The organism is Micromonospora sp. DT53, assembly GCF_049841535.1.
Lineage (GTDB): Bacteria > Actinomycetota > Actinomycetes > Mycobacteriales > Micromonosporaceae > Micromonospora.
In genome coordinates, this window is record NZ_JBNCKM010000007.1 from 55,280 (window position 1) to 73,458 (window position 18,179).

Annotated in this window: 18 protein-coding genes and 1 pseudogene; 6 read left to right on the forward strand and 13 right to left on the reverse strand. The window is 66.9% G+C overall.

Annotation, left to right across the window (positions count from 1 at the left end):
- Window positions 1-39 precede the first annotated feature (39 nt).
- The gene (locus ACLQ3B_RS22125) at window positions 40-1,305 is read left to right on the forward strand and encodes a WXG100 family type VII secretion target (RefSeq protein ID WP_425782591.1); all 1,266 of its coding nucleotides are present in this window, start codon (window positions 40-42) and stop codon (window positions 1,303-1,305) included.
- 748 nt (window positions 1,306-2,053) lie between these two features.
- Here the strand turns inward: ACLQ3B_RS22125 and ACLQ3B_RS22130 are convergent.
- Entirely contained in the window at window positions 2,054-2,458 is a 405-nt protein-coding gene (locus ACLQ3B_RS22130) for a hypothetical protein (RefSeq protein ID WP_425782592.1), read from the reverse strand.
- Between the two features lie 434 nt (window positions 2,459-2,892).
- Here ACLQ3B_RS22130 and ACLQ3B_RS22135 point away from each other — a divergent pair, with 434 nt between their 5' ends.
- Entirely contained in the window at window positions 2,893-3,702 is an 810-nt protein-coding gene (locus ACLQ3B_RS22135; protein WP_425782593.1) for a nucleotidyl transferase AbiEii/AbiGii toxin family protein, read from the forward strand.
- A gap of 192 nt (window positions 3,703-3,894) precedes the next feature.
- Here ACLQ3B_RS22135 and ACLQ3B_RS22140 read toward each other — a convergent pair whose 3' ends face one another.
- From ACLQ3B_RS22140 to ACLQ3B_RS22170, 7 genes and pseudogenes are all read right to left on the reverse strand, one after another.
- Window positions 3,895-4,782 carry a GNAT family N-acetyltransferase gene (locus ACLQ3B_RS22140; protein ID WP_425782594.1) on the reverse strand — a complete coding sequence of 296 codons (888 nt, stop codon included), beginning with the start codon at window positions 4,780-4,782 and terminating at the stop codon, window positions 3,895-3,897.
- A gap of 321 nt (window positions 4,783-5,103) precedes the next feature.
- Window positions 5,104-6,177 (reverse strand): annotated as a pseudogene (locus ACLQ3B_RS22145) (IS701 family transposase); the annotation flags it as partial.
- A 278-nt stretch (window positions 6,178-6,455) separates the two neighbouring features.
- Window positions 6,456-6,830 carry a VOC family protein gene (locus ACLQ3B_RS22150; RefSeq protein ID WP_110565188.1) on the reverse strand — a complete coding sequence of 125 codons (375 nt, stop codon included), beginning with the start codon at window positions 6,828-6,830 and terminating at the stop codon, window positions 6,456-6,458.
- 138 nt (window positions 6,831-6,968) lie between these two features.
- Window positions 6,969-7,514 (reverse strand): GNAT family N-acetyltransferase, encoded by a 546-nt coding sequence (locus ACLQ3B_RS22155; RefSeq protein WP_425782595.1) that lies wholly within the window; start codon window positions 7,512-7,514, stop codon window positions 6,969-6,971.
- Between the two features lie 145 nt (window positions 7,515-7,659).
- The gene (locus tag ACLQ3B_RS22160) at window positions 7,660-8,544 is read right to left on the reverse strand and encodes a DUF1963 domain-containing protein (protein WP_425782596.1); all 885 of its coding nucleotides are present in this window, start codon (window positions 8,542-8,544) and stop codon (window positions 7,660-7,662) included.
- A gap of 289 nt (window positions 8,545-8,833) precedes the next feature.
- Window positions 8,834-9,628: a hypothetical protein gene (locus ACLQ3B_RS22165; RefSeq protein ID WP_425782597.1), complete on the reverse strand. Its 795-nt coding sequence runs from the start codon at window positions 9,626-9,628 to the stop codon at window positions 8,834-8,836.
- A 486-nt stretch (window positions 9,629-10,114) separates the two neighbouring features.
- The gene (locus ACLQ3B_RS22170) at window positions 10,115-10,975 is read right to left on the reverse strand and encodes a hypothetical protein (protein ID WP_425782598.1); all 861 of its coding nucleotides are present in this window, start codon (window positions 10,973-10,975) and stop codon (window positions 10,115-10,117) included.
- On the opposite strand from ACLQ3B_RS22170, the gene ACLQ3B_RS22175 reads away from it, so the two are divergent.
- On the forward strand, window positions 10,967-11,185 hold the full coding sequence (locus tag ACLQ3B_RS22175; RefSeq protein ID WP_425782599.1) for a hypothetical protein: 219 nt from the start codon (window positions 10,967-10,969) through the stop codon (window positions 11,183-11,185). The genes ACLQ3B_RS22170 and ACLQ3B_RS22175 overlap by 9 nt on opposite strands.
- Before the next feature lie 331 nt (window positions 11,186-11,516).
- The gene (locus ACLQ3B_RS22180; protein ID WP_425782600.1) at window positions 11,517-12,812 is read left to right on the forward strand and encodes a hypothetical protein; all 1,296 of its coding nucleotides are present in this window, start codon (window positions 11,517-11,519) and stop codon (window positions 12,810-12,812) included.
- A 320-nt stretch (window positions 12,813-13,132) separates the two neighbouring features.
- Here the strand turns inward: ACLQ3B_RS22180 and ACLQ3B_RS22185 are convergent, their stop codons facing one another.
- From ACLQ3B_RS22185 to ACLQ3B_RS22205, 5 genes are all read right to left on the reverse strand, one after another.
- Entirely contained in the window at window positions 13,133-13,729 is a 597-nt protein-coding gene (locus ACLQ3B_RS22185; protein ID WP_425782601.1) for a hypothetical protein, read from the reverse strand.
- Between the two features lie 150 nt (window positions 13,730-13,879).
- Window positions 13,880-14,347 (reverse strand): hypothetical protein, encoded by a 468-nt coding sequence (locus tag ACLQ3B_RS22190; RefSeq protein ID WP_425782602.1) that lies wholly within the window; start codon window positions 14,345-14,347, stop codon window positions 13,880-13,882.
- Complete coding sequence (locus ACLQ3B_RS22195) at window positions 14,338-14,748, reverse strand: hypothetical protein (RefSeq protein ID WP_425782603.1); 411 nt, start codon at window positions 14,746-14,748, stop codon at window positions 14,338-14,340. Before ACLQ3B_RS22195 ends, ACLQ3B_RS22190 begins: the two co-directional genes overlap by 10 nt.
- Before the next feature lie 26 nt (window positions 14,749-14,774).
- Window positions 14,775-15,893 carry a hypothetical protein gene (locus ACLQ3B_RS22200; RefSeq protein WP_425782604.1) on the reverse strand — a complete coding sequence of 373 codons (1,119 nt, stop codon included), beginning with the start codon at window positions 15,891-15,893 and terminating at the stop codon, window positions 14,775-14,777.
- Window positions 15,894-16,008: 115 nt separating this feature from the next.
- Complete coding sequence (locus ACLQ3B_RS22205; RefSeq protein WP_425688972.1) at window positions 16,009-16,293, reverse strand: hypothetical protein; 285 nt, start codon at window positions 16,291-16,293, stop codon at window positions 16,009-16,011.
- Between the two features lie 449 nt (window positions 16,294-16,742).
- On the opposite strand from ACLQ3B_RS22205, the gene ACLQ3B_RS22210 reads away from it, so the two are divergent.
- Window positions 16,743-17,219 carry a GDSL-type esterase/lipase family protein gene (locus ACLQ3B_RS22210; RefSeq protein ID WP_425782605.1) on the forward strand — a complete coding sequence of 159 codons (477 nt, stop codon included), beginning with the start codon at window positions 16,743-16,745 and terminating at the stop codon, window positions 17,217-17,219.
- A 386-nt stretch (window positions 17,220-17,605) separates the two neighbouring features.
- On the forward strand, window positions 17,606-18,061 hold the full coding sequence (locus ACLQ3B_RS22215) for an anthrone oxygenase family protein (protein WP_425782606.1): 456 nt from the start codon (window positions 17,606-17,608) through the stop codon (window positions 18,059-18,061).
- The last annotated feature ends 118 nt before the right edge of the window (window positions 18,062-18,179 follow it).

The window sequence follows — 18,179 nt, forward strand, 5'->3', positions numbered from 1 at the left end:
CGCAGGCCGGCCGGCCGACGTTACCAGCGCTGCGTTGGGTTGGGTTGGCAGGCGCTGCTGGGCAACGTCGAGGAGGTGAAACGGCTGGTGGACGCCGACATCCACGACCTGGGCGAGAGCTGGAAGGGCCCGGCGTACGGCGCGTTCCGTACGCACATGGAAGGGCTGACCCAGCAAGCCGAGACGATCGTGGACGGTGCCCGGGAGTCGGGCAGCGGTCAGCACAGCATCGTGACCGTCCTGCAAACCGCCGCGCAGGATCTGGAGCGTGCGCAGAACGCGATGCCGGTCCCACAGGGGTGCGTGGGTGACCTGGCGGCGGCCCGCAACGGTGCCATAGTCATCGAAACGGGGCTGTTCGAGGCGAGCATCCGGGCCGACTTCGCGGGTAGTTGGCCGATGGAGAAGCTCGGCCAGCTCAACGACCGGATCGGCGAATTCTTCAACAACAACACCGAGGACGCGCGCAAAGCCTACGACCAGGTCAGCGACGACTACGCAGCCCGGGAGCGGGAGACCCCCGGAGGCGCTCTGCTGGAAAGGTACACAGACGGCGGCCCGAGCGGTGTGGACCTCGAAGGTCCGCCAGGCACTGGCGGTGCCGGCCAGTCGGCCGGCCTCGGCGGAGGGTCTTCAGCCGGCGGTGTCGGCGGTGAGTCTTCTCTGGGAACCGGTCACGTCAGTTCCGGCGGGGCAGGTTTCGGCTCGGGCACCCACCCGGACCTCTCCTCCGGCACTGGCGGCTACGACGGCAACGCCCCAAGCGGCAGCGGCAAGCCCTCGGGCGCCGGCGGCGACCTCGGTGACGGCGGCGCGTACAGCAGCGGCCTGGCCGGCGCAGGTACGGGTGCCCTCACCAGCGTGAACTCCGGGTTTGGTGCCGGCGGTGGTGTGCCCAGCTCGACCGGCCTGGGCGCCGGGGGCGGCGGCCTTGGTGGCACGGCAGGCCTGGGCGGGGCCGGCGTCCCCATTCCGGGCGGTGGTTCCCTGGGCCGCCCGGTCAACCTCGGCATGTCACCGATGATGGGTGGCGCGGCTGGTACCGGTGGTGCCGGACGCGGTGCCAATGGTCCGTCCAGCAGGGGCGGTGCGGCGATGGCGCCTGGCATGGTCGGCGCAGGCGGCCGGGGTGGGTCCGGCAGCACGGGCGCCCGTGCTGCCGGCGGTGGCGTCCGGGGCGGCCTGACCGGGACGAACGGTGGGGCCGACGACGGCAACGAAGAGTCCCAACACCACACCTGGCTCAGGGAAGACGACGACGTATGGGGCGCCGACGACGACGGCACGGACGGCGTGTTGCGCTGAGGCTCGCCATCGATCGGCGCTATCCGCGCGTCCACTGCCGGCTCGGCCGGCCGTCGGTGATGACGTCCCCAGTATGAGGCGGACCAGCCGGCGAGACTGGGCCGGCTGCATACCGTTGAACGGGAGGATCCGCTCCGGCCGGGCAGTGGATACGACCTTCGCTACGTCACCTTCTGCGATTGTCCTCGGGGACAGACGGCGGGTCGCGAGGCGGCTCTGAACCGGTGCTGGCGATGGTCGTCCGGGTGTCTTCACGAGCGAAAATCAGCCGTTGGAAGCGACCTGTGGCAGGTAGTGGGCAAGTTCGGTACGCAGGACGCCCGTCGCAGGCCGAAGCAGTCCGACGTTGACCGTGTAGACAGGCTGACCGGCACGGATTCGTGGACGAAACGTCGTGCCGGACGGCGCGACCGCTCCTGGGCACAAAGTGACCTGAAGGACGGCGAACGGGCCAGGACGGCGGACCGTCGCCCCCTGGATCGCCTGCCACGGGAGGACGGCCATTCGCCCCTTCTCGACGAGCTCAATTCGGGTTGGCTCAAACCATGCGACCCCACATTGGGTACGCCTGCGGGGTGACGAACACCTGGCCGTCGGAACTGCTCATGAAGCTCCCGTCATCCGAGAATGATCAGCCCTCACCTGCTGGGAGTGGCGACGAGCCTGCCAGATGGGGGGGCCATACGGCGACCCCAGCGCGGGTCTTCTGGAAGTGGATGTGCAGTGGCGCGGTCAGCAAGGCTCCCGCTCAGGGCTTGGTCAACTCGCACCAGAGCCGCAGCGCCCTGTGCCGGATGATCTCGGTACGTCCAGGCGCGTCTTTGAGGGACTGCAACGTGTCCCGGAACGGAGCGGCTGGGTAGCCGTCCTCAAGCCAGCCGAGCGCGAGACTCGCCCAGTAGTCGGACCAGCAGGACAGGGCGTAAAGAACAAGATCATCCCAAGGTGGCCGATCGGACGCCTGGTCGATGCTGAGAGTCGTGACGTCCTCGTGGCGCCGCTCCAAGAGTGGTAGCAGCGACTGGATGTTCTCCGCTGGTGTCCAGTGGCGGCCGTCGTTTGTCGAGAGGACTATCCAGTGCCCTCCAGGGTCAACGCCCAGCCTCAGCTCATGCTTGCCGACCGCCATCACCACGCGGTTGTCGTCCGCCATCAGGGCATTGTCCAGGTGTCGCACGATGTGGCTGCGGAGCCGTCCGTACAGCTAAGCCAGCGGACGGGCACAGGTTGCAATTGACAGCAGCCGACAAGTCGAGCAGGTCAGCGGCAATGGCCGACGCTCGCCGACAGACGTCTTGATCCTTGCAAAGCAGGGGAAGCGGGGCGTGCCCATTCCGTGCCCGATGGGGCCGCTGCCGAGGGTTAATGGCGGTCAGCTCCTGTACGCGAACCAACACGGCGACAGAGGTCAAGCCAGATCATTGCCGACCAGCTTCCGCCCGTGTCCACACTTCCTGAACCGTGCGCTGCGGTCATTGATGTCGGCGTCGCGGGGACCAAGTAGGGACCACACGGCCTGCGCGATGGTGCGCGGCACGCCGGGCGGGCTACCCGCCGACCTACCAGCCCCTACCCGCCGGCCCGACGGTGCGCCAGCGGGCGGCGTTCGATCCGGCCCTGAAGCAGTACCCGAATGCCTACCGCGCTGGCGAGCCCGACTTCTTGGTGGCGGCCACCGGCCAACGGTGGACTAACGCCCGACGCGCCGCCATGAATCACGTCTTGGCGGCCATTGCCGCAACCACCTGGGGTCAGCATCTCGTTCTGCGCGGCAGCGTCACCATGGCGGCCTGGGTCGGCGAAGCCGCCCGCGAGCCGGGTGACCTCGACTTCGTCGTCACCCCGCACACCATCACCAGCGACAGCACCGACGCCCGCACGCTGCTCGACGACATCAAGACCGCCATCCGAACCGCAACGGGAGCCGGCCTGCAACCAGACCGAATCACCGAATCCGCCACCTGGACGTACGAACGCGCTGACGGACGCCGCCTGCTCATCCCGTTCAGCACCCCGGAGGCACCGGACGGCCACGTACAGATCGACATCGTCTTCGGCGAACGGCTTCCCGTCCCACCAGAGGCGCTGACCCTGCCCGACGTCGACAAGCCGTTACTGGCCGCGCCCGCCCCGCTGGCGCTGGCATGGAAGCTGCTGTGGCTGGCCACCGACAGGTACCCGCAAGGTCGACTGGTCCAACTTCACCGACGAGTACTCCGAAATCACAGGCACCGCCGAGCAGTGGGCCAGACGGCTCGCACTGGCCCTCGACCACACCTGGACCTGACCAAGCCAGAACAGGTCGACAGGACTGGCACTCGCTCCATCCGGCTCGTAATAGGTGGAAGCGCGCGACAAGCGGCTAGTACGACAGCCGCCGTTTGGGATCATGGCTGAGGTTCGAGGTTGAGCCGGGGTGTGTAGTGGGCTCGGGCTTGATGCTGGCGTCGCCTGCCTGACCAGTGCAAACGGAGGGCGAGGTCGCTGATCGGGTGGATGAGGCAAATGTTGATCAGGCGGCGGACCTCGTTGACCGTGAGCTTGATCAGTGCGGTGTCGGCCGGGTCCTGGTCGGCGGCGTCGCGGTATTCACCGGGAACCTCGGCGCAGATCGGCCACCTCGTCTGACGGTGTGAAGCCGGCTGAGGCGTAGGTAGCTACGGCACCGACGTTGGAACTCTGCACGCACACACTCGCGCTGGACGCACCCATGTCGCGAAGGGCCGCAGCGGCGGCAAGCGTGATCGCCGTGCCGTAACCATGGCCTCGGTGACTGCGGTGGACGCCCATCGGTTCCAGCAGTCCTGGTCGCCCCGGGCCGGCTGACCATACAGCCGCGACTGCCACGGCGTCGTCGTTCTGATCGAATGCGGCGAGGCAGCGTGCGTCGGCGTAGAACGGGCCACCGGCCATGGTGAGCCATCGCCCGACCGTGCGGCGTCGGTCGGCATCGGTGAAGGGTGAGCCGCGGAACGCGGACCAGTTGACGGCGACCCATACCTCGGCGCGATCGGGTTCGATCGTCTCGATGCGCAGACCGCAGTCCTTCACCGGGTCCGAGAGACTGCGGTGGAACGTTGTCCACGGCTCATCCCGCTCCCAGCCCCGCTTCAGCAGCATCTGGGTGAGACGCTCCGCACCTCGGGCTTCGACGGTGGCATCGTCGGGATCCAGGACACGCCCTGGGGCGTCCAGATCAGCGGCGATCTGGTGGGCCAGTGCCTCGTCATCACGCCAGTCGGGAGCGACGGCCATGCGCACCAGGTCGGGGCCGTCCAGCAGCCCGAGCGCGAGAACCTCCCCGTCGCGCGACCACATCCGGATGGCGGCCGCCGTAGCCTCGGCACCACGTGACGAGTGCCAGCCGAGATCGCCGGGATGCAGATGCAGCGGTCCCCCGTCGTACTGCCACCGCTTGAGCGCGTCCACCGCTGGTGACAGCTCATCAACGCTCGGGGTGCTCAGAATGATGCTCATGGTGCACCCAAACCCAAAGAGCGGCCTGGCACCATCGATTTTCGAAGCAGCCGGTGCTCGTCACGGCCGCGGAATGTCTGTATCCAGGTCGTCACCAGGCAGTCGGAAGCCGATCCGGAACGACGAAGGACAACCACTGGTGACGAGGTTGAGGCGGCGTGTGTAGTGGGATCGTCGGGCTTGGGCTTGATGCCGGTGCCGCCACTGTGACCAGTGCAAACGGTGGGCGAGGTCGCTGATCGGGCGGATGATGCAGGTATTGATCAGGCGGCGGGCCTCATTGACCGTCAGCTTGATCAGTCCGGTGTCGGCAGGGTCGTGGCGGGCCGCGTCGGCGGCGCAGATCGCCAGGACGGCGAGGGCGGCCAGGGCGAGGGTGGTGAAGCGGTGCCAGGAGTCCCAGCGGCGGACCTGGTACTGGTCCAGGCCGATCTGGCTCTTGGCGGCCTGGAAGGCTTCTTCGACGGTCCAGCGGATGCCGGCGACGCGGACGAGTTGGGCGAGGGTGGCCGGTCTGGGGGTCCAGCAGCAGTAGAAGGCCAGCTCACCAGTGGTGGTGTTCTTTCTGATCAAGAGGCTGTGTCGGCCGTCGTCGTCGGGGTCGGCGTCGGTGCAGACGTCGTCGAGCCAGGCCCAGTCGTAGAAGCGCGGGCCCTTGGACCCGGCGCCGGCCGATCGGCGTTGCCATGCCGAGGCGGGCAGGTCAGCCGCGATCCGGTCGGCGCGGACGCGGGTCTTGCCGCCGTCGAGCGGGACCAGGTGGCTGCGGGACACCGCCAAGACATAGCCGATCTCGTGTTCGCGCAGGCCAGCGCGGAAGACACTGCTGTTGCCGTAAGCCTCGTCCGCGGCGGCCCAGCCGGCCGGCACTCCGGCGTCCAGCGCGGCGGTGATCATCTCGGCGGCCAGCTCGGGCTTGGTGGCGAACCCGACCTCGTCGGGCACGCCAGCAGCCGCGCAGCGGTCCCGGTCCTCGGTCCACGACGCCGGCAGATACACCCGCCGATCGATCAGGGTGTGCCCATCGACGCCGGCGTAGCCCAGGAACACCCCGACCTGGCTGTTCTCGATCCGCCCCGCGGTGCCGGTGTACTGCCGCTGCACCCCGACCGTGTGAACGCCCTTCTTCAGGTCACCGGTGTCGTCAACGACCAGGACCGCATCCGGACCACCGAACCGGCCGGTGATCAGTTGCCGCAGGTCGTCGCGGACGGCGTCGGCGTCCCACACCGCCCGCTACAACAGCCGCTGCATCGCATCCGGCCGGGCATGCCCGGCCTGCTCGGCCAACTGCCAGCACGTCTTGACCTCACAATCGGAGAGCAGCCCGGTCACGAACTGTCCCGCCGCCCGACGTGGCTCCACCCGCCCGAACCGGCCCGCGAAGCAACCCAGCACCTCGGCCAGCACCCGCTCCCACCGACCAACCGCTACGCTGTGGCACGCGGCCAGCGCAAGATCTGAAGTTGTGTCCACAACACACAGACGATCACACGGTGGCCGCCTCGCGCCCACCCCATCAGAGCAGCGACATCTCGAACGGCGGCTGCCGTACTAGAAGAGCGTGTCGACGGCTCCGCGCTCTCGCGGCCGCTTGTGATCAGTGTGCAGCGACGACGGTGCGTACGACGCCATCAGCAGGTTTCGGATGCTCGGCCGAAAGCCTGACCAGATCACACCCGGTAGTACTGCACGACGCAGAACTCGTTGTCCTCCGGGTCGGTCATGACGAGGACTGCGCCCTCTTGGTAGTCATGCCGTTCACCTGTCCACCGCCCGCCCAACATCCCGATCCGATCGACCGCTTCGTCAACGTCGGTAACGGCGATGTCGAGGTGTAGTCGCGTCTTGCCGGCCTTGGGCTCCGGGACCGGCTGGAATGTCAGCACCGGGCCGCCCCCGGCGACAGTGACGCGCCGCCAGCCGGGAAGAGACTCCGTCACGCGTCCTCCAAGCACCACGGACCAGAAGTCAGCCAGTCGCTGCGGATCCCGGCAGTCGACCGTGACTCCGGCAAGTCGGCCCAGTGTCTCCACGACACCGACCATAGCGACGATGTGCAGCCCGCTCCCACTGGGGCGCACTCATCTCGGCCAGTTCAGGACGTCGCCCGGCATGCGGGCCGACCACCGAGCGTGACAGGTCACCGCTGGCAGGCGCGCCCGATGGCTTCGCTCCGGGGCCTCTCAGTGGGCTGCAGTGTAGGCACTGATGGCGTCTGCATCCCAGGTGTATTCGATCTCGGGCAACTCGAACCCTGCGGGGAAGCGCACCATGCGGGCCGCTGTGGCGTGCCCGCCAGCCTTGGTGTAGAAGGCTATCGCTCGGGCGTTGTCGCGTAGCACTTCCAGATACACGGGTTGGCCAGGGTGGGTGGTAGCCGCCCAGGCAAAGGCGTGGCGTAGCAAGCAGCCTCCGATACCACCGCCGGTCTGTGCCGGATCGATGTGCAGGTTGTCGAGCAGGATCCGTCCGTCATGGCCGGGGATGAGGTAGGCGAAGCCGAGTAGGTCGATGCCGTGCTCGGCGATGAGCAGGTGGCCGCCATCCGCGTCGCCGTCGCGCTGAGTTGAGGACGCCAGTCGGCTCTTCCACATGTCTGCCTGCTGATCCCGCAGCGGGCCGTCCAAATAGCTAGCTGGCATCAGGCCGGCATACGCTGCCTGCCAACTATCGGTGTGCAGGCTTGCGACAAGTAAGGCGTCCTGTGGGGTTCCGGTCCTGACCTCCATGATCTTTATGCTCTCATGCACTTGCTCCCGAGGCCGCTACGCCACCCATGTGAACGGCCGCACATCGGTAATAGCGGATGCCCAGCAATTGACGTCGGCATCGCCGGCAACGCAGATCGTGGCCGTACACGGCGCCGCCGGTGTTCTATGGAATCAACTCAGCCACGGGAAGTGCTTCGTCCAGCCGACCAACGGCCAGGTCGTCGTGGCGAATCACGAAACCCCCGTCACTGCGGTAATAGAGCTCGCTGTCCACAGGAAAGCGGGCGAGCGACACCCACTCACTCGTCAGCCGGTGCGTCTCCTTCTCCACATGGGAATACCATTTCGCGACCGGGATGACGATCTCGCCGGTCTTCTCGCGCCACGCGAGGGTCTGCTCCGCGAAACTCTTGATTACCTCCTCGTCGGCATACCCGCCGAGATAGGCGCTGGCGTACCCGTCGTCAGACGGCCAGAGATCGTTGGCCAGAGCACAGAGCTCGTCAAGGTGCGGCAGGTCACGCTCGAGGTCACGGGCCAACTGCTGCTGGAAGGGCGACAGGTCGTCCTCGTCCTCCTCGTCCTCGTCGTCCCCCCCGAACCAATCGGGGAACTCCGCGCGCAGCGTGGCGCCGACCTCGTACTGCTCGCCGACGAACGCGTCGTCGGTGGATTCTGCCGCCATCTCGGTATCGGTACCGGCCGGCACATACACGACTCGCCCGTACCTCCGCTCCCCGGTGGCAGCGGCCTGCTCGTGGTTCAGGAAGAACAGCAGCGAGCCGTCTGCCGGCAGGCCGAAGCCATCGACTCTTGGCAGCGCCGCACAGTCGACCGAGAAGATGAACGGCAACGGACTGACCCCGTCGGACGGCCAGTCCATGCCCACCGGCAGCCGGGGCAACCCACCGAACTGCCCGACCGGAACACCGCCGGATCCCCCGCTCAACCGGATCGACAAACGGAGGTGCTGGATGAACCGGCTGACCTCGTCGTCCGGGATGCCCAACGCGAGCGCTGCACGACGAAACTGCCCCTGATGATCCATAGCGCAACATGGTGCCACGAGGGCGAGCCCGGCGACCGGATGCCCCACGGCCCGCACGCGCTGTCGTCGGAGTCTCGCATGTTCATTGCAGGCGGTACTGCCCAGGTTTGGTGTGCCTCCGCGGAAGCGGGGTAGACGCCGCCCATATTCCATCGACTCATCAACCTGGTGCCGGGTTACTGCAACCTGGCCGCCTCCATGCCGGCGCCGCGAGGGCCAATGGGGAGAGCGTCCTCCAAATGGTGCCCAAGCCCTGAGCGTCTCAGCTCGCGTCAGATAAAGAACGAGGTCAACTCCCGGTTGGCGCTCCTACGTCGCGGCGTCGCCCGGCGCCCGCCGCCGAGTTGCTCGCCGCCTTCGGGGCCGGGGTGGAAATCGGCGGTGGCGCGACGGCCTTCAACGGCCCTGGGATACCCAGCTCCTCCACCACCCGGATTCTCCTCGCCGGTATCTCTTCCTTGGTCTGGAAGTTGTTCGAGTCGCCGCTGTGGTCGTGTCGCCACGCGTCGTTGCCGTCGAGGGCGCTTTTCGGCATGTCGAAGGCGAGGACGATCCCGCCCTCGTCGGCGACGTCGCGCAGGGTTGGCTCGCCGCGTTTTTTCCCCATGGCCCATTCGGTGTGCTGCCGGGCGTAGGACAGTGCCAGGTTGAAGTCGAGGGTGACGGTGTTCCAGCCCTTGTCCTTGCTCTCGCTGGCGACGTCGTGATTCTCCCAGCGCTTGCAACCGATGTCGCTGCCGGCTTTGCCCGGCATCAGCCCCGTGGCCTGGATGCCGTCGCCGTAATAGTTGCACCGGTTGGTGCCGTGGTAGAACCGGTAGACGTCCGCGGACGGCGGCTTAGGAGGCGGATTGGCCAACACCCACAGCTGTTGTTGAACCTCGTTGTGCCTCAGAAGCGCCTCCTCGGTGAGTGTGTCCACGCCGAGGTGCTCGAATGCTGTGGCCAATCGGTACAGGATCAGCTTGTCCGCGACGGCGACGAGCTCCGGCGCGGCGTACTTCGGGGACAGGACGATGGTGTTGGTGCCCGGCACGTGGTCGCTGCCGACGGGCGTGTGGAGAAGACCCACCGTCAGTGGCATGGCGTATCTGGTTTCGATGACTCTCACGACATCGGCGACCACCTGCTCGGCCGCGAACCAGTGCGCCAGGCGCGCGGACAGTGCCTGATCCGGGACCGGTGCTGATAGTTGCGTCCGTGCAGGGTCAGCGGTGGCGTCCCGTGGCGGGCGGGTCGGCTCGTCGGGATGGACAGGCCCCGTGGGGGCACCGGATTGGACAGACCCCAGTGGGGGCCGAGGAGTCTGCTCGGTGGGTAAATGATTCGGCTGCATCCCGTGAAGTTACGCATGGCCACCGCCGCGAGTAATCGTGTAGTCATCAAACGGACCCGGGGATGCCTTGGTTTTGCGGTGTTGGCAGCTCCATGACCGACCGCCGCCATCGTGATAGTGATTTGGAGTGGTGCCACCGCTTGTAGCCCCATGCCACAGGGCCATCAAGAGGACGACCGGCGGCAGGCCGGCAGAGACCGCGAACGTGCTCCCCGCCGGCCTTACCTCCGGACGCTACTCGTCGTTCACGGTGAACGCTCGGAGCCCAAGGCTTGGTGCCAGCGCTTCGGCAAGCCAGGTAACACGGTGATCACCAGCGGTCAGCCCAGCGCGAGCGACCGTGCACCAGTCGTCGCGATCGAGCAGGGAAAGGTAGCCGCTCAGAACGCGCTCTCGTCCGCCCTCGGGCCAAGCTATTCGTTCCGCCGCTGGCTGGTGTAAATGCGCAGCCAGTTGCGCGGCGATGACGAAACGCTCTACCGACGGCTCTAGGCGGCCGGCGTGTTCGCAGTGGGCCTCGAGAACGGCGGAGGCGGGCGGGTAGTGCTCGAGCGTGATGCCCGTGCCGGCGCTGTCAGCCATGATGGTCAGCAGCAGGCCGGTGTGATCGACCAACTCGCTGTCCGGGTTCGCCGCGGTGATCGCCTCTTGCAGGTGCGCCGCCGTGGCGACCTCGCCGGCGAAGTAGCGGTTGAGGTAGTCGCCATCACAGGCGCGTCGCAGCATCCACGGACGCGCTGCGGTGCTGCCGATCGTGCACAGGGACTCCACGACATAGACCCGTCCCCAGCCCGTGACCCGCTCGGCCAGCCACAGCAATGCGTCCGAGCCGCCGCACCACGACCGCCGTTCGAGCGCGCGGGCGGCCAGTGGGCCGAAGCGGCCTGACAGCAACCCGATCGTTTTGATCAACTCGATGTCGTCCTCATCCCACACGGTGGTCAGCAACGCCAGACCAACAGTCGCAGCGCAGCGATCGGTCGCGTGCTGGACAAGCCAGCGACCGGTCGCTCGAACACGTTCGGCGTCCACTCTGCAGGCCGCAGCCATGATGTGTTCATTGGGATGGATCGGAACATAGATGTCATGGAACACCCGGGCAAGATCGCCTGGAACGGCGGACGGATCGGCGAAATGCGTGTCCAAAACGGCGGCGACATCAGCACCGCTGCGGCGCCGATCCTCCGGCTCGCGAGGACGGGACTTCCGGCCTCGGTGCTGTCCATCATCCGGATACGGCTCACCGTCACGGAGAAGAGGCGCGTAGGGATCCTCGCGATGCATCCGCAACGCATGATCAAATAACGACATGTGGGGTCCGAGCAGTCCAGGCTCGGGTGTCACGCTCACCGGCGGACGGAGGATCCAATTCTTTCGATCATGCCCGGATCATGTCAGGCGCTGGAGCCGGCCAGCAACCCCGCGCCGGATTGGTTGACCTCTCGGCGTTTACTGGCGGTCAGTGGGATGCATCCCCGCTGCGAGATCGAGAGCTGCGGCCGTACTGCCTGAGTAAGCCGCCCAGCTCTATCTGCGGCCGGAGGTGTGGGTGCCCGCACTCCTCGACTGCGGGACGAGCTGATTTCGGAGGGTGCGCAGCTATGCACCCATGTGTTTCAATGCCGCTAGGGAATAGTTGATCGAGGCCTACCACCTGAGGCTCGCAGGACAACGAGGAGCGTGCATGAGGCGACGGATCCCCGCACTGCTGGCGGCAATCGTCCTCGGCCTGGGACTGACCCCGGGGCCCGTCCACGCGGCGCCCCGCGCGAGCGTCAGCGCAGGCGGGGGCGTCGTCGCCCCGCCGCGGTTCGACTTCGCGAGCGCCCGCGCTGCTGCGGACCCGGAGACCCAGGCACGCATTGCCGCCATCGCCGCGCTGCTACCGGAGAACTGGCAGGCCATGCTTGCCGACAAGCGGGAGAGGATGGGCCTGAAACCGTCCCTCGTGCAGGAGTTGGCCGCGGACGCGATCGACCCGTCGCTCTACCAGTGCCAGGACACCCAGTTCACCACGTACACCCAGGGCCTGCTCGAAGGCGTCGACCTGGACACCCTGCTGGTTCTGTTGATCTTTGGCGTCCTGGATTACGCGGCCTACGACGCGCTCATCTACGGCCAGCCCAACAACGAGGCGGACTACGGCCTGCCCGCCAGCCACAAGAGCACGTTGAAGCGGACCTTCAAGGACGCACAGCAGTTCTGGGACGTCGACCTGTTCGACGTCAAGCTCATGGCCATGCAGAACGACATGCTGCAGGACCCCGCGCGAGTGGCTCGCATGGTCTCCTTCATCTGGGGAGTGGACGAGGATCAGGCGGCGGCCGTCGCAGCCGAGATCATGGCCATCATCGACTCCGTCCCCGCGCTCGACGGAGGACGCAACCCGATCTTCACCCTGAACGCCTTCGCCTTCACCACCGAGGGTGAGACCGACCCGCTGCTGCGTGACGTCCCGGACAAGGTCGTCTACGGCGAGGGCATGCTCACCGCGATCGGCGCACTCGGCCTGGGAACAGCCGGCACGCGCGCGATCCTCGCCCACGAGATGGCCCACCACGTTCAATTCGAACAGGGCCTGCTCGACAGCCCGTTGACCGGCGCCGAGGCGACCCGCCGCACCGAACTGATGGCCGACGCCTTCGGTACCTACTTCGTCACCCACCAGCGCGGGCTCAACTTCAACGGAGTCCAGATCCACCAGGCGCAGCAAACCTTCTACGAGGTCGGCGACTGCTTCTTCGACGACCCCGGACACCACGGCACCCCGAACCAGCGCCTGCGGGCCTCGGTCTGGGGCGCCCAGGTCGCCCAGCAGGCCACGGGCACCCGGCCCATCCTGCCGTCGCTGAATCTCTTCAACCGATTCGAGCGTAAGCTCCCGGCGCTGATCAAGCCGGATGCGCGCCCGGAACCGGCCGGCCGCCTCTGACCCGTCGTACCCCCGGTGGGCCGTCGGAATCCGGACGGCCCACCGGGGCGCTTACGCAAGGTCATCGCCGCATCGCCAGGCGGGAGGCCAAAATCGCCGGTCACACCTATCGACCGGCTGCCGACGCATCGGCCCGGGCTGCGGGCACATCGGCGTGCACCAGCCGGGGGCGTATCGACCGTTGGATCCGGCGAACTTCGACCACCGCATGACGCGAGAGGGTAGCGGCGGCGTATGACATTCAGCGATTGGAAAGTTTGCAGGGGTGCTGACTCGCAGCCCGGCCACCTCTCCCAGCCCTTCCCGGTCTGGCGGCCCGATCACAGGTGGGCGCTGGACCGTTTCCCGTCGATCTCGTCTCTGCGCCAGTAGGTAGGGGAGTTGTTGCAGAGCTGGCAGGCGAGAACCAGCGGCTGACCGGCTCGTCCGGGTGGTTTCCTACCGCAGCACAGGGGCAGGCTTTCCGCCTCGGGTGCTTCGGCCTGCGCGATGCCCGGGCCGTATCGCCGTTCGCAGGCACGATCGGCTGTCTCGTCGCGGCGGGGGTCGCTTGCGGTTTCGGCCAGCTCGATGGTCCCGCCCCGTTCGGTGGTGACCGTGGTGTGTGCGTCGGCGGGGATCCAGCTGACCCGGTCGCGGTGCCGGTAGGGCAGCCACGTTCCGTGCAGGATGCCCTCGATTAGGTGGTCCAGGTGAGGGCGTGGACCGCAGGGGAACATCGCGGTCGTGGCGGCCTTCTGTCGGCTGAAGCTGCGCGGGTTCAGCGTTGGGTATAGGTGTAGGCGGCCACACGGCATGGTCTTGCGGGTGACCGGGCACCGGGTGGTGCCGGTCCAGAGGTCCGCCCAGCCACACCGTTGCGTCTCGAACGTGATGGCGCCCGCGCCGATTTCCAGCCGGGTCTCGGATAGGTACATGCGGTGGTCGTCGAGGGCTGGTACGGACAGGTGTGGCACCGAGTGCAGGAACGCGATGTCGTCGGCGCCGCGGTCGGCCGAGGGTCGCCCCGCTTGACGTCAGCCGTAATTAGCTCTTGTCGGACGTCCAGTGGCTGTTTGTGCCGTTCGTTAGGGGTAGCGGGAGGTGTGGCGGAACAGGCCAAGCCGGTCCAGTCCCACCAGGGTCAGCACAATTCCGGCCAGGAGCACCAGCCACTGCTCGACCAGCGGATACAACGGTACGGCCCAGCCCTGCGTGAATGTCACGTCGTCCGTGCAAGAGACCGCGGCCGGTCCGGAGAACCACGGGTTGATCCGACGGCCGTCGATGTGTGGGCCACGGCTGGGCCAGGACGGCACGTCGACGGTCCGCTCGTCGCCGCTCATCGGGGTGATGGTGCAGGTGTGCGTGCCGCCGCGGACGGCGCTGGTGAGGTACGCCGGACCGGTGCCGGCCCAGGTGTGCCCAGTGCCGACGGCCCCGGTGCGGGCGTAACCCATGAGAGCCAGGCACAACGCGACGATCGCACATCCGAGAGCAACGAGCCCTCGGCCCAACAATCGGGTGGTCCGCTCCGACCGCGCTCTTACCGCCATCGGTCCTCCCTGGACGGCTCGTCGCCGTCGTTCGTCCAAGTCCAGCCCGAGCTGGGCGCGCTGTCGGACGCGGCCGCACATTCATCGGACGTCGATGAGGTGTCGCCTGTCGCGACGGCACGGGCGGCGGTGGCCAGGGCGTCCAAGTCGAGTCGTTCCGCCTGGGCGCGGGCTTGGCGGAAGAAGTCCTGGTAGTCGCTGGCGGCGAGCAACTCCCGAGGGCTGAGGCTGCCGTCGCGCAACTGCTGCCCGATCTCCCGGCCGACGGGGTCAGCTCCGGAGCTCAACGATTCGTAGACCATTTGCCGCCGTAGGGCCTCGTCGCGCACGACGGAACCGTACGGTGTGCGGTCGACGGCGGCGAGGACATCCGCTGGTCGGGAGTGCGTCGTGTCGTTCACGCGGATCATCCTTACCTGGGGCGGGATCAGTGGGGCATCCCGTTGGGTGCCGGTGCGAGCACCGGCAACTCCTGGGCGGCTGCCGCCATACCGAAGTTGCCGACGGCTGCGGTGAAGGCGCTGGTCAGCGAGTCAGCGCGGCCCACTAGGTCCAGCGCCTCCTTGAAGATGTCCCACATCTTGTAACCCTCGTACAAGGCCGCCGCTCCGAACACGACGCCGCCGATGACGGTCTCCGACGTGGCGACGGCCGTGCTGGCGGTCACCGTGAAGATCATGGCGGCGTCGACGAGGTCAGACAGCAGCGATCCAAGGACCTTGCCGATCTCGAACATCGCCTCGGCCGTCCTGCGGTACTCGGCGGCGAGCGCGAGCAACGGCCCCCCGGCGGTGTCGAGTTTGCGTGCCGAGTCGACCAGATGCGCCTGGAAGGCGGTGGCGGCCTTGCCCTGCCAATGCTGTTCGGAGCTGAGGGCGCCCCACCGCACGTTGTCTGCCATGCCCGCCAAGGCTGCGGCGAGGTTGCCGAACACGTCCGCGCAGCCTCGCACCCCGGCCCAGTCACCGGCGACCGGCTTCAGCAGCGACTCGTACGGGTCGTACGCGCGGTCACAAATGCCCAGCTTGGCGGCAAGCCAGGTGGCGCCCCAGATCACGTCCCGGGTCGCTGACGTGGGGCTGGCCATGTCCCACAGTTGCGGCTCGAACTGGAACGCGTCGTCCTTGTCGTAGTCAGGTACAGCGCGCAGGAGTTGCTGCGGGTCGGTCCGGTCGGCGAACGGTGCTGGTAAGGCGGTGTCCCGGTAGAAGCCCGCGTACTCGGAGCGGTCCAGCGCCCAGTCACGCCGGAAGGCCTGGTCCAATCGCTCAGCGGCCGCGGCGTCGGTGCGTTCGTAGTAGTCGAGCGACTGCCGCAACGTTCCGCCGGTGTCGGCCGCCGTGTACTTCGCGACGTCCTCGACAAGGTCTCGGATGGCCAGCATGGCGTTCTCGTGCTTGCCGCTGATCCGGTTGATGAAACCCGGCCCGTACTCCAACGCGGTGTTCGAATCGAAGTAGGTCAACCCGGCGCGGGCGTCATCCCCGAGCCGGTCGAACAACGGTGGAAGGCCGCGTAGCGCGGCCACATCGACTGCAAAACCCATGACCCAAGCCCCCGTGTACGCCGACCGATGGCCCCCGCCACCGAAATCGGCTCACACATCGTGCTACAGCCGCCAACTTCTGTGGGGGCGGCGTGTTGGAGGCGCGTGGCCTTGCTCAGGCGGTGTGCTCGGCGACCAGATGCCCATCGACATAAGCCCTGATCTGCTGCGGCCGGAAGCCGGCGAAGAGCAGCTTGCGCTCCTTCTCAATGAGCACCGAGTGACGTTCCTCCTGGCCAACCACGAACTCGTACCGCTTGACTAGCTCGACCGACAGGACCCGCAGCTCCTGGCGGACAGGCTGGCCGTCTACCAGGATCGACAGGCCTCCCCAGAACTTGCTGAACGAGAACGTCACCTCGTGCCGCTCCCGGACACCGACGTCAAAGTTGAACTTCACTAGACGGATTCTGCCGTACGGGTACAGGCGGTGGTAGCCGGCCGTGCGTCGTCCGGTAGTGGGCGAAGGCCCGGAACACCCCCGCCGACCCGCAACTACTCAGCCTGCTGCTCGACGAGAGCGCGCAGCTCCGACACCTGCGGGTATAGAAGAACCAGAGCGTGGGTGGGTGGGGCGGCCTCATCGGGCCGTCTGCGGCGTTGAGCCAGCACTTGTTATGGTATTTCCTTATAATCGGAATTGGGGCCAGCGGGTCAATCAGCGAAGAATCGCCGAGATTTGCATAAACGATTTCCGAATGGTTTCGAATATTCGACGCAATTTTGGAATCAATGAAATGATTGATGAATCCCAAGTCTGCCTGGTTTACCCTTATGGCGTCGTGATGAAAATCTCTCCGAATGCCGCTCTCTGCGCCGTCGAGGTAGACCCTATGCAGGAGCCCACACTTGGTCCTCGTGGTTGTGGGGGTCAACGACGCGGTCCGGTTGCGGCGACCCGGCCGGTTTCGGCGCGACGTCGAGCATCTGGTGGCGGTGATTCGGCGTCGGCTCGGTGCCCCGATCCCTGTGCTTCTGGCTGGGCTGCCCCCCGTGCACCGCTTTCCCGCCCTGCCTGCGCCGGTGCGGCTGCTGCTTGGGACCCACGCGCGCCGGCTGGACCGTCAACTCACGCGCCTGGCTCGACGGGACACGGGCGTGTTCCACCTGCCGGTCGGGCACTTGCCCATCGAACGAGACGACTTCTTCGCCTCGGATCGCTTCCATCCCGGCCCAGCCGGATACCGCGTGTGGGGCCGAACGCTGGGTGCACAGACGGCCACGACCGTCGATGCAGTCCTGCCTATGACCGTGGAACCGAATGTTGCCAGTCAGCGTGACGGCCACACGCGGGGCGCAACTGCAGAAGAAGCCGGCCGGAGGTAGCCGGCGGGCAACATCCGCACATCGGATCTGGCACCGCCGTCCCCGCTTGCGGTGACTTGGATAGTCGACGAATGCTCGCGGCCTGCCCTCGCGGACGTACCGACGTCAATGGCTGCTGTGTACTTCATGGCATACGAGGCTCTGCAGTTCGAGGCGTACGCGGACAAGGTCGCCTAGGTGCGGATCGCGGCAGATCCGATACCCGATCAGCGTGAGCGCCGGACGCCGGGATGGCCGGAAGCGCTACTCCCCTGCACGGCGGGTCAGGACCGGATTCGCAGGTAGAGAAAGCAACATCGCATGTGCGGTGTCACGTCGCGGATGCTGCGGCACAATTCGCCGATGGGCGTGACACTGCGCAGTCCGGCACGATGAGAGGACCGGGTATGGACGTGCTGATGTTCGCCACCGTCGCGGTGCTGGGGTTCACGGCCTGCGCCGAGTTCGGCTCCTATGCTTTTGTGCATCCGGTGGTCAAGCGTCTGGCGCCGCGTGACCACATCCTGGTCGAACAGGGTCTGCTGCGTACCTTCGGGATTGTGATGCCGGTGCTGATGACGGCTTCGCTCGTGCTGGCTATCAGCTACGCGGCCCGCACTGATGGGGCGGGGTTGCCCGAGGTGTTGCGTTGGGTTGCGGCCGCGACCTGGGCCACGGGCATCGTCACGACCGTGGTCGTGAACGTGCCGATCAACCTGTCCACACTGCGCTGGGACAAGGATTTCCCTCCGGAGCGCTGGCAAGAGCGCCGTAACCGCTGGGAGTGGTTTCAGGGATACCGTTCGTGGGCCTATCTCGCGGCCTTCCTGCTCGTCGCTCTCTCGGTCGCCACGGTCGGCTGAGAGAGTGTTGGTTACCCATTGACCGCGCGAAGTGAGTTGCCGGGGTCCGTTGTGGTGTAGGGGATTGCAGAAGCGGATACCGGATCGAGTGCGACCGGCTTGCCGACGGTCAATCGCG